Here is a 10,425-nt window from a genome sequence, read left to right as displayed (position 1 = left end):
CCACGGGCAGAAGGTGCAAGCCGCCGGCAACAACATGGCCAGCACCGACAGCGCCGTCGGGTCCAGCTGGGCCTGACCAAGTAAGCAGGACCGATCCCCGGGCACCCGGTGCCCGGGGATCGGTTTGTCTGTGCCGGCCTCAGAACCGGCCGCCCCCACCCATGAGGTCGCCACCGAACCCCCCGGACGAGCCGAACGACGTCGGGCTCCAGCCGCCGAACCCGCCCCGCATGCCCCCGCCGAGCAGGTCGCCGATGATGATCCCGCCCATCATCGCGCCGGCGTTGCCGCCGCCGCGGCGGGCGAAGGCGCGCTCGGCCTGCAGCACGTCGGCGTTCGCCAGCGCCTGGGCGTCGGCGGCCAGCGTCGACGCCGCGTTGGCGTGTGCGACCGCCTCGGCCGGGTTGGTCGACCCCTTGTCGTGCGCGGCCTGCAGGTGCCGCTTGGCCTCGGCGAGACGGGTCCGGGCCTCGGCGCCGATGCTGCCCCGGCGGGTGTCGATGTAATCGGAGACGCCGCGCACCCGCGAGTCCGCCGTGAACAGCGCCTGCTCCAGGCGGCGGTGGAGCCGCTCGGCGTTCGCCTGCTCCTGGGCCACCGCGGCCAGCAGCCGATCGAGGTCGCCATCGGCCTTGGTGAGCCGGGCGAACGCGCCGAGCGGATCGGCGGAGCCGCGGGCGCCCGCGAGGGCGCCGGCCGCGGCGTCGCGCGCCGCGGCCAGCGCGGCGGTGTGCCTGGACGCGGGTTTCCGCGTCGTGCGCAGCTGCTCGTCCGCGCGCGTGACCCCGGCCCGGACGTCGGCGATGAGCGACGGCAACGCGGCGACGGCGTGCCTGATGTCGGTGGCCGCGTTGTCGATCGCGTCCAGCAGCGCGCGGGCCTGCCCGAGCGCCGACTCGGCGGCACGGATCGCGTCCACCAACGGGGCCTGCTGCCCGGCCCGGGCGGCGTCGGCCAGGCCGCGGGCGGTCCCGATGTTGCTGTCGGCGAACGCCAGCCGCTCCCTGGCGCCCGCGACGTTGCCGGAAACCGAAGTCAGGGCCGCGGCGTCGAATTCGTTGCGCAGCTCGGCCAGCCGCCGTTCCGCAGGCGCGACGCGGCCGGTGAGCTCGACGTACTGCTGGGTCAGCGCGTCCAGCCGCGACGGGGCGGTGAGGACCAGGTCCCGCAGCTTTTCGAACGCGTCGGTCTGCGATTCGAGTTCGCGGTCGGCGCGCGCCGCCGACACGATCACCCGGGTCAGCAGCTCGCGGCGTTGGGCCGGCGTCTCCGGGACGGTGTCGTCGAGCTGATGCCGCACGGTGAACGCTTGCGACAGGGCCTCCTTGGCGTTGTCCACCGCCCGGGTGAAGGGTTGGGTGCGCTCCGGCCCGAACTCGCCGATCGCCAGCGCCAGCTCGTTGGCGCTGGTGCGCACGGCGTTGTCGACCTCCACCACCAACGCGCGGGACAGGTCGTCGAGCGTCTCCAGCGGCACGGCGGCCAGCGCGTCGGCGTCGGTCGGGTCCACGCGGCGCGCCGCGGCCAGGGCGGCCTCGCGCCGTCGCCGCCGGCGATAGCGCATCACGACCAGCAGGACCGCCACCGCGAGGGCGATGACGCCCAGCGCGACCAGCAGGAACATCCGGCCCGTCGTCGGGGGTGACGCGTTGAGGCCGTCGGCCGCCGCGACCGCGGCAGCGCTCCAGTCGCCGCCGTGCAGCGCGGGTTCGATCTTGTCGCGGCGCAGCCGGTCGACCTGGCTCGCATTCACGCTCCTGATCGCGGTCGGGACCAGGAAGGCGTATGCCCTGTCGGCGGTGGCCACCGCGAGCAGCGCGTCGTAGTCGCCCAGGGCGCTGACGCCCCGGGTGCGCTTCCCCCAATCCACGGGGCTCTGACCGGAGAAGTCGTCGACGTAGACCACCCACAGCCGGATGTGGTGAGCGGCGTAGAGCTTGTCGACGGCCGAACTCACCGCGGCGCGACCGGAATCCGACAGCGCGTTAGCGCTGTCGGTGACCTGGCCGGGCAGGCGGAACGGCGGTTGCGCGCCGGCCGGCGGCGCCAGGAGAAGCCCCCCGCACACCCCCGTGAGGATCGCCAGCGTCGCACCGAGCAGGCGAGCAGTGCGCATACGTCAATGTAGCCCGCTGCCTGGCAGACTGTGCTGCGGTGACCAAGGAGGCGAACACGAATCAGCACGACCCCTACGACGACTTCGACCGTCAGCGGCGGGTGACCGAAGCGCCGAAGACGGCGGGCCTGCCGGGGACCGGAGGCCAGCACCGCACCGACTTCGCGCGCGACCGCGCCCGCGTGCTGCACAGCGCCGCGCTGCGCCGCCTGGCCGACAAGACCCAGGTGGTCGGGCCGCGGGAGGGGGACACCCCACGCACCCGGTTGACGCACTCGCTGGAGGTGGCCCAGATCGGGCGGGGCATGGCCGTCGGGCTGGGCTGCGACCTCGACCTGGTGGAGCTGGCCGGCCTGGCCCACGACATCGGGCACCCGCCCTACGGGCACAACGGCGAGCGCGCGCTCGACGAGTTCGCGGCCGGGCACGGAGGTTTCGAGGGCAACGCCCAGACCTTCCGGATCCTGACCGGCCTCGAGCCCAAAGTCCTTGACGCGCAAGGTAACAGCGCCGGGCTGAACCTGACCCGCGCATCGTTGGACGCGGTCACCAAGTATCCGTGGTACAGCGGCAGGGGGCTCGATCGAAGAAAGTTCGGTTTCTACGAAGATGACCGCGGCCCGGCGGACTGGGTGCGCCAGGGCGCCCCGGCGGATCGGACGTGCCTGGAGGCCCAGGTGATGGACTGGGCCGACGACATCGCCTATTCGGTGCACGACGTCGAGGACGGCGTCGTCTCGCAACGCATCGACCTGCGCGTGCTGGCCGACGACGACGAGGCCGCCGCGCTGGCCAAGCTGGGCGAGAGCGAATTCTCGCGGGTCAGCGCCGACGACTTCATGGCGGCCGCGCGGCGGCTGTCGGGCCTGCCGGTGGTCGCCGCGGTCGGCAAGTACGACGCGACGCTGGCGGCGTCGGTCGCGCTCAAGCGGTTGACCAGTGAGCTGGTGGGCCGGTTCGCCTCGGCCGCCATCGCGACCACGCAGGCGGCCGCCGGTCCCGGGCCGCTGGTGCGCTACCGCGCCGACCTGCAGGTGCCCGACCTGGTGCGCGCCGAGGTCGCCCTGCTGAAAATCCTGGCGCTGCAGTTCATCATGTCCGACCCGCGGCACCTGGAAACCCAGGCCCGGCAGCGCGAACGCATCCACCGGGTCGCGCAGTGGCTGTACTCCGGGGCGCCCGGGACGCTCGATCCCGTGTTCGCCGCGGCGTTCACCACCGCCGCCGACGACCGCGCCCGGCTGCGGGTCGTCGTCGACCAGGTCGCGTCCTACACCGAGGGCAGGCTGGAGCGTATCGACGCCCGTCAGGCGACCGGATAGCGTTACCGTCCATGATCAAACCCACCGCCGCCGCCGTCCTGCTGTCGCTTCCCGTCGTGGCCTTGAGCGCCTGCAATTCCCCCCAGCACCCGAGCAGCCAGCCGGGCACCACGCCGTCGGTGCACAACGAGCCGCTGCAATCGACCGGCACCACCGCCGCACCGGCCGCCGGCGGATCGCTGTCGGCGCAGCTGAGGACGCCCGACGGGCGGGAAGTGGCAACGGCCACCTTCGATTTCGGTAACGGCCCCAATGCTTACGCCACCGTCACCGTCAAGACCGTCACCGGCGGGATCCTCGCGCCAGGCCTCCACGGCATGCACATTCACGAGATCGGCAAGTGCGAGCCCAACTCGGTCGCCCCGACCGGGGGCCCGCCCGGAAACTTCCTGTCCGCCGGCGGGCACTTCCAGGCGCCCGGGCACACCGGGATGCCCGAGAGCGGCGACCTGAGCACGCTCGAGGTGCGCCAGGACGGGTCCGCATACCTGGTGACCACCAGCGACGCGTTCACCAAGGACCAGCTGCTCGCCGGGGACAAGACCGCGCTGATGATCCACGGCGCCGAGGGCAGCGACAAGGCGATGGAGCGGGTCGCGTGCGGCGTGATCGGACCGACTGGCTGAACGAGGCGAGCGTCTTAGACTGTGCCGATGGCCGGCCGCATCTCTGATCGCGACATCGCCGCCATCCGCGAGAAGGTCCGCATCGAGGATGTCGTCGGCGACTACGTGCAGCTGAAAAAGGCCGGCGCCGACTCGCTGAAGGGCCTGTGCCCGTTCCACAACGAGAAGTCGCCGTCGTTTCACGTCCGCCCCAACCACGGCCATTTCCACTGCTTCGGCTGCGGCGAGGGCGGCGACGTGTATGCGTTCGTGCAGAAGATCGAACACGTCAGCTTCGTGGAGGCCGTGGAGGTGCTCGCCGACCGGATCGGGCACACCATCAGCTACACCGGGTCGGCGACCAGCGTGCAGCGCGACCGCGGCAGCCGCAGCCGGCTCGTCGCGGCCAACGCGGCCGCGGCGGAGTTCTACGCGGCGGCGCTGGAGTCCGACGAGGCCGCCCCGGCGCGCCAGTACCTGGCCGAGCGCAACTTCGACGCCGAGGCCGCCCGCCGTTTCGGCTGCGGATTCGCCCCGTCCGGCTGGGACTCGCTGACAAAACACCTGCAGCGCAAGGGTTTCGAGTACAAGGAGCTGGAGGCCGCCGGGCTGTCCCGGCAGGGGCGCCGGGGGCCGATGGACCGCTTCCACCGACGGCTGTTGTGGGCGATCCGCAGCTCGGCCGGCGAGGTGATCGGGTTCGGGGCGCGGCGGCTCTTCGACGACGACCCGATGGAGGCCAAGTACATCAACACCCCCGAGACGCTGCTGTACAAGAAGTCGTCGGTGATGTTCGGCATCGACCTGGCCAAGCGCGACATCGCCAAGGGGCACCAGGCCGTCGTCGTCGAGGGATACACCGACGTGATGGCGATGCACCTGGCCGGGGTCACCACCGCGGTGGCGTCCTGCGGCACCGCGTTCGGCGACGAGCACTTGGCCATGCTGCGCCGGCTGATGATGGACGACAGCTTCTTTCGCGGTGAACTGATCTACGTTTTCGACGGCGACGCGGCCGGGCGCGCCGCCGCGCTGAAGGCCTTCGGCGGCGAGCAGAACCTGGCGGGACAGTCGTTCGTCGCCGTCGCCCCGGACGGCATGGATCCCTGCGATTTGAGGCTGAAGTCCGGAGACGCCGCGCTGCGCGACCTGGTCGCGCGCCGAACGCCGTTGTTCGAGTTCGCCATTCGCAGCGCGCTCGCCGAGATGGACCTGGACAGTGCCGAGGGCCGGGTCGCCGCCCTGCGCCGCTGCGTGCCGATGGTGAGCCAGATCAAGGACCCCACGCTGCGAGACGAGTACGCCCGCCAGCTCGCCGGCTGGGTCGGTTGGGACGACGTCGCCCAGGTCATCGAGCGGGCGCGCGGCGAGGCCAAGAGGTCGAGGTCGCCGGCCCGGGTTGCGGCCCACCCCCGCGGGGGCGGGCAGGCTTCGGCCGCCGCGGCCCCCGCCGAGCCGGCCGCCGCCCGCCCCGACCCGCGCGACCCGATCCTGTGGCCCCAGCGCGAGGCGCTCAAGTCGGCCTTGCAGTACCCCGCCCTCGCGGGGCCGGTCTTCGACACGCTGACCGTCGAGAGCTTCACCCATCCCGGGTACGCGGCCGTCCGGGCGGCCATCGGCGCCGCCGGGGGCACGTCGACCGGCGTCACCGGGGCGGAGTGGATCGACGCGGTGCGCCAGCAGACCACGTCGGGCCTGACCGCGGGCCTGATCAGCGAGCTGGGGGTGGAGGCCATCGCCGTCGACGACGAAAAGCTGCCGCGCTACATCGGCGGGGTGCTCGCCCGCCTGCAGGAGGTGTGGATGGGCCGGCAGATCGCCGAGGTCAAGTCCAAGCTGCAGCGCATGTCACCCATCGAGCAGGGCGACGAGTATCACGCCCTCTTCGGCGACCTGGTCGCCATGGAGGCGTACCGGCGCAGCCTGCTGGAACAGGCTAGCGGCGACGATCTGACGGTGTGAGGGCCGCCTCGGCCGGCTCGACGTGGCGCTCGGCGCGCTGCTCGACGGCCGTCCGGCCGTCGATCTCGGCCACGGTCACGAACCCGGTGTCCGGGGAGATCCGGTTGGCGATCTTGCGCCGCCCCCCTTCGATCACCGATTTGGCCATCGGACTGCTGGTCAGCGCGCGATAGGTGCCGAGAATCTGCTCGTATCGGCGCCGTCCCGCCTTCGAGCCCAGCACGTAACCCAGTCCCAGCACCACGACATACCGGATCAAAGCGTTCCTCCCGACGATCGATGGCTCCATCCTGCCTCACCGCGGCGGTCGCCGTTAGTTGGGCGCGGTTATGCCAGTACGCTAGAGTCGTCCCGCGATCGGGTTAGTCCCCTGTAGCTCAATTGGCAGAGCGTTCGGCTGTTAACCGAAGGGTTCCTGGTTCGAGTCCAGGCGGGGGAGCAGGCAGTTGCGGCCGGGCGGGTCGGCCCGGACTGATCGAGTGTGATGCCCAGGATTCATGCTCGAGGCCGGGGGCTCACACCCGACGCCCGTCAGTCGTAGACCGGTCGCCACATCGTGTCCAGGACGGCTTGCCGCACATCACCGTCGTGGGTCCGGGTGGCCACCCCGTCGTCGACGGCCGCGCGGTAGACCGCCTCGGCGACCGCCGCGGAGATGTTTTGCAGATCCCGGACATCCGGCAACAGCGAATCCCCGGGCCTGGCGGGATTGGCTTGGCGCACAATGGCTCTCGCCGCGGCCTGCAGCATGCCCGGGGTGATCAGCCGGGCCCGTGCGACGACGACGCCCAGCCCGATCCCGGGAAAGACCAGCACGTTGTTGGCCTGGCCGATGGTGTAGGCGGTGCCGTCGAATTCGAGCGGGGAAACCGGGGTGCCGGTGGCGATCAGCGCCCTGCCCGCCGACCATCGCAGCAGGTCGACCGGCATGGCCTCCATGCACGAGGTGGGGTTGGACAGCGGGAAGATCATCGGCCGTTCGCAGGACGCGGCCATCGCCTCGACGACTTCCTGGCCGAACGCGCCGAACACGGTGGACGCGCCCAGCAGCACGGTCGGTGCGGCCAGCTTGATCGCGTCCACCAGCCCCACCCGCTGCCCGCCGGCCACGCCCAACCGCTGGCGGTTCTTGGCGTAGGGCGCCTGAAAATCGCGCAGGTCGTCCATGTCGTCGAAGAGCAGGCCCTGCTTGTCGATCGGCCAGATCTGCGCCCTGGCCCGCTCGACGGTGGCGCCGTCGGCGACCATCGCGTCGCGGATCTGGTCGGCGACGCCGATCCCCGCCGTCCCGGCTCCGAAGACGATGACCGTCTGGTCGCGCAGTGGGGTGCCGGTGACGTGACACCCGCCGTAGATCGCCGCGATTACCACCGCGCCGGTGCCCTGGATGTCGTCGTTGAACACGCAGAAGTCGTCGCCGTAGCGGTGCAGGATCTTGCGCGCGTTGAGCGGCCCGAAATCCTCGAAATGCAACATCGCGTGCGGGAACATCCGGTGGGCGGTCTCGACGTAGCGGTCGATGAAATCGTCGTAGTCCGCCCCGCGGCGGCGGGCGTGTCGATTGCCGAGATAGAACGGGTCGGCCAGCAGCTGTTCGTTGTCGGTGCCGACGTCGAGCGACACGGCGAGGCAACGGCGGGGGTCGATGCCGCCGCCGGCGGTGTAGAGGGCCAGTTTCCCGACGGCGATCTGGATTCCGCCCACGCCCCAGTCGCCGATGCCCAGAATGGCCTCGGCGTCGGTGGCCACGATCAGGTCGACGTCGTCCGGCGCCAAGCCGAAGGTGTCGAAGGCGTCGGCGATCTCGTCGGGCTCGTCGATGCTCAGGAAAAGCCCACGCTGCCCGCGGTATTCGTCGGAAAAGCGTTGAATGGCCTCACCGACCGTGGGGGTGTAGACCACCGGCATCAGCTCGGTCAGGTGGTCTTCCAGCACTTTGAAGTACAGCAGCTCATGGCGGTAGTGCAGCTGCTCGAGCAGCAGATTGCGGCCCAGATCCGTTGGGACGCCTTGGAGTTGATGCCATACCCGGTCGGCCTGTTGGTCGAGGGTGAGCACCGCCGGTGGGAGGCGGCCGGTGAGCCCCAGCCGCCGCCGCTCCTCGTGGGTGAAGCCGACCCCGCGGTTCAGGCTCGGCGCCGCCAGCGTCGGCGGGATCCGCGGCGCGCAGGGATCGCTCATCACCACCTCCAGGGTTCGGCCCGTCAGGCCACGGTAGACCCGGCCCCGAAATCAGATGAATCAGATGGAGAAGTCCTCGCCATGCCACACCCCGGCCTCCGGCGGGCGGATCACGCGGCCGTTCTGCGGGCCGTTCTGCGGGACCTCGTTCAACGCCTCCAGCTTGGCCACCCGCGTGAGCAGGGACTGCAGGCTGACGCCCACCAGGTCGGGCATCATCGAATCGTCGGGGGTGCCCCGGCCCGCGCGGCTGATCACCTGCCCGGGCACCCCGATGACCACCGAGCTCGACGGCACCGGCTTGACCACCACCGCGTTGGCCCCGATCCGGCTGTCGTCGCCGATCTTGATCGCGCCGAGGACCTTGGCGCCCGCCCCGATGGTCACGCGGTCGCCGACGGTCGGGTGGCGTTTGCCGGTGTCCGCGCCGCTGCCACCGAGCGTGACCCCGTGATAGAGGGTGACGTCCTCGCCCACCTCAGCCGTTTCGCCGATCACCACGCCGGTCGCGTGGTCGATGAACAGGCCGGGGCCCAGCACCGCGCCGGGGTGGATGTCGACCCCGGTGAAGATGCGGGTGACCTCCGCGAGGGTCCGCGCGGCCACCCGGGCGCCGCGCTGCCACAGCCGGTGGCTGATCCGGTGGCCCCAGATCGCGTGCACGCCGGGGTAGGCGAGGATGACCTGCAGCGTGGTCGGGGCGGCCGGATCCCGCTCCTTTGCCGCCCGGATGTCGCGCCGCATGGTCGCGAGCATCGTCAATCCGCCACGTCGGCGAAGAGCGGGGTGCTCAGGTACCGCTCACCGAAGTCGGGCAGGACCACGACGACGAGCTTGCCGGCGTTCTCCGGCCGGCGGGCCACCTGCAGGGCGGCCACCACGGCAGCGCCCGAGGAGATGCCCACCAGCAGGCCCTCTTCGGCGGCCAGCCGCCGCGCCAGGTTGAGCGAATCGTCGTTGCCGACGGTGATGACCTCGTCGACCAGGTCCATCTCGAGGACCCCCGGGACGAACCCGGCACCGAGGCCCTGGATGGGGTGCGGCCCCTTCTGACCGCCCGAGAGCACCGGCGACGCGGAAGGTTCCACGGCGACGAATTGCGCCGACGGCTTGCGTTCCTTGATGACCTGCGCGACGCCGGTGATGGTGCCGCCGGTGCCGACCCCGGACACGAAGATGTCGACCTTTCCGTCGGTGTCGCGCCACACCTCCTCGGCCGTGGTCGCGCGGTGGATCGCCGGGTTGGCCGGGTTCTCGAACTGCTGGGGAATGAAATACCTCTGGTCGGTCTTGGCCAGTTCCTCGGCCTTGGCGATGGCGCCCGGCATGCCGTCCGGCCCGGGGGTCAGGACGAGCTCGGCGCCGTAGGCGCGCAGCAGCATCCGCCGCTCGACGCTCATGGTCTCCGGCATGGTCAGCACGCACCGGTAGCCGCGCGCCGCGCACACCATCGCCAGCGCGATGCCGGTGTTCCCGCTCGTCGGCTCGAGGACGATCGTGTCGGGATTGATCAGACCCGCCTCTTCGGCCGCGTCCAGCATGGCGACCCCGATGCGGTCCTTGACGCTGTTTGCCGGGTTGAAGAATTCCAGCTTGGCGACGACGTCGGCGACGGCGCCCTCGGTGACCCGGCGCAGCCGGACCAGCGGCGTGTTCCCGATCAGCTGTGTGACGTCCTCGGCGATGCTCATGGAAACTTCCTTACTCGTCGGTCTGCCACGGGGGTCGAATTGCGATGGCTCTTACTTCCTGAGGATCTTCCTGAACTGTGGCCGGCCGCGTCTCTGGGTCGCCCGTGCCTGGGAAAATCGGATGGCGTCAGGAATCAACAACAACAACGACAACACGCGTCCACGGCGGGGCGGCGCATTGGGACGAGGCGCGGTGTGGCCTGTTGCATAGCCCCACTATAGGACATCGGGGTCCGCGATCCGTTTGCCCGACCCCGCGCTCAGCCCCTCTACCCGGGCCTTTGCCCGCGCGTGGGGCACCAGCGGCGGCCGGCGTCCGCCCGGCGCCCATGACGGGTCCGTCGCCGCTCGCAACGCCGTGTCAATATCGAGCGGCGGCTACTCGTTTGGCACCGCAATTGTGTTTGCGGCTTCGCCAGATTTGCTCTGCTTGATTTCAAACCTACGTCGGCAGACGGGTTATCCCTAGGCTTCGGGAATGTTTTCAGTGCGCGGCTCGGCGCGACGGCCGGATTGCGCATTGAATGCCGCTAATCCGTTGCGATGAC

Annotated in this window: 8 protein-coding genes, 1 tRNA gene and 1 pseudogene; 5 read left to right on the top strand and 5 right to left on the bottom strand. The window is 70.8% G+C overall.

Features of this window, described 5'->3' with window-relative positions:
- Nucleotides 1-76 (top strand): annotated as a pseudogene (locus tag BST11_RS07150) (type VII secretion protein EsxI); the annotation flags it as partial.
- A gap of 63 nt (nucleotides 77-139) precedes the next feature.
- Here the strand turns inward: BST11_RS07150 and BST11_RS07145 are convergent.
- Complete coding sequence (locus BST11_RS07145) at nucleotides 140-2,116, bottom strand: TPM domain-containing protein (RefSeq protein WP_083137253.1); 1,977 nt, start codon at nucleotides 2,114-2,116, stop codon at nucleotides 140-142.
- 38 nt (nucleotides 2,117-2,154) lie between these two features.
- Here BST11_RS07145 and BST11_RS07140 point away from each other — a divergent pair, with 38 nt between their 5' ends.
- Genes BST11_RS07140 through dnaG form a run of 3 tightly spaced genes read left to right on the top strand, consistent with a single transcriptional unit; the run spans nucleotide 2,155 to nucleotide 6,005 of the window.
- On the top strand, nucleotides 2,155-3,438 hold the full coding sequence (locus BST11_RS07140; protein ID WP_083137252.1) for a deoxyguanosinetriphosphate triphosphohydrolase: 1,284 nt from the start codon (nucleotides 2,155-2,157) through the stop codon (nucleotides 3,436-3,438).
- An 11-nt stretch (nucleotides 3,439-3,449) separates the two neighbouring features.
- The gene (gene sodC, locus BST11_RS07135) at nucleotides 3,450-4,064 is read left to right on the top strand and encodes a superoxide dismutase[Cu-Zn] (protein WP_083137251.1); all 615 of its coding nucleotides are present in this window, start codon (nucleotides 3,450-3,452) and stop codon (nucleotides 4,062-4,064) included.
- Nucleotides 4,065-4,091: 27 nt separating this feature from the next.
- Entirely contained in the window at nucleotides 4,092-6,005 is a 1,914-nt protein-coding gene (gene dnaG / locus BST11_RS07130; protein ID WP_083137250.1) for a DNA primase, read from the top strand.
- Here the strand turns inward: dnaG and BST11_RS07125 are convergent.
- Nucleotides 5,980-6,264 carry a hypothetical protein gene (locus BST11_RS07125; RefSeq protein WP_083137249.1) on the bottom strand — a complete coding sequence of 95 codons (285 nt, stop codon included), beginning with the start codon at nucleotides 6,262-6,264 and terminating at the stop codon, nucleotides 5,980-5,982. The genes dnaG and BST11_RS07125 overlap by 26 nt on opposite strands.
- 107 nt (nucleotides 6,265-6,371) lie before the next feature.
- Here BST11_RS07125 and BST11_RS07120 point away from each other — a divergent pair.
- Nucleotides 6,372-6,444, top strand: a tRNA-Asn gene (locus tag BST11_RS07120).
- 92 nt (nucleotides 6,445-6,536) lie between these two features.
- On the opposite strand, the gene BST11_RS07115 is transcribed toward BST11_RS07120, so the two are convergent.
- Genes BST11_RS07115 through cysK form a run of 3 tightly spaced genes read right to left on the bottom strand, consistent with a single transcriptional unit; the run spans nucleotide 6,537 to nucleotide 9,877 of the window.
- A complete protein-coding gene (locus BST11_RS07115; RefSeq protein WP_083137248.1) occupies nucleotides 6,537-8,186 on the bottom strand; it encodes an NAD-dependent malic enzyme in 1,650 nt (549 codons plus the stop codon).
- A 60-nt stretch (nucleotides 8,187-8,246) separates the two neighbouring features.
- Nucleotides 8,247-8,942 (bottom strand): serine O-acetyltransferase, encoded by a 696-nt coding sequence (gene cysE / locus BST11_RS07110; protein WP_083137247.1) that lies wholly within the window; start codon nucleotides 8,940-8,942, stop codon nucleotides 8,247-8,249.
- A 2-nt stretch (nucleotides 8,943-8,944) separates the two neighbouring features.
- A complete protein-coding gene (cysK, locus tag BST11_RS07105; RefSeq protein ID WP_083137246.1) occupies nucleotides 8,945-9,877 on the bottom strand; it encodes a cysteine synthase A in 933 nt (310 codons plus the stop codon).
- Nucleotides 9,878-10,425 lie beyond the last annotated feature (548 nt).

It is taken from the genome of Mycobacterium alsense (genome assembly GCF_002086635.1).
GTDB classification, from domain to species: Bacteria; Actinomycetota; Actinomycetes; order Mycobacteriales; family Mycobacteriaceae; genus Mycobacterium; species Mycobacterium alsense.
Note: the sequence above shows the minus strand (reverse complement) of the source record. Positions and strands in the feature narration are given on the sequence as shown.

What these genes read in the sequence shown, in the direction of transcription:
- BST11_RS07145 (WP_083137253.1), bottom strand. Translation starts at nt 2,116, where the DNA reads ATGCGCACTGCTCGCCTGCTCGGTGCGACGCTGGCGATCCTCACGGGG.
- sodC (WP_083137251.1), top strand. Translation starts at nt 3,450, where the DNA reads ATGATCAAACCCACCGCCGCCGCCGTCCTGCTGTCGCTTCCCGTCGTG.
- dnaG (WP_083137250.1), top strand. Translation starts at nt 4,092, where the DNA reads ATGGCCGGCCGCATCTCTGATCGCGACATCGCCGCCATCCGCGAGAAG.
- BST11_RS07115 (WP_083137248.1), bottom strand. Translation starts at nt 8,186, where the DNA reads ATGAGCGATCCCTGCGCGCCGCGGATCCCGCCGACGCTGGCGGCGCCG.
- cysE (WP_083137247.1), bottom strand. Translation starts at nt 8,942, where the DNA reads ATGCTCGCGACCATGCGGCGCGACATCCGGGCGGCAAAGGAGCGGGAT.
- cysK (WP_083137246.1), bottom strand. Translation starts at nt 9,877, where the DNA reads ATGAGCATCGCCGAGGACGTCACACAGCTGATCGGGAACACGCCGCTG.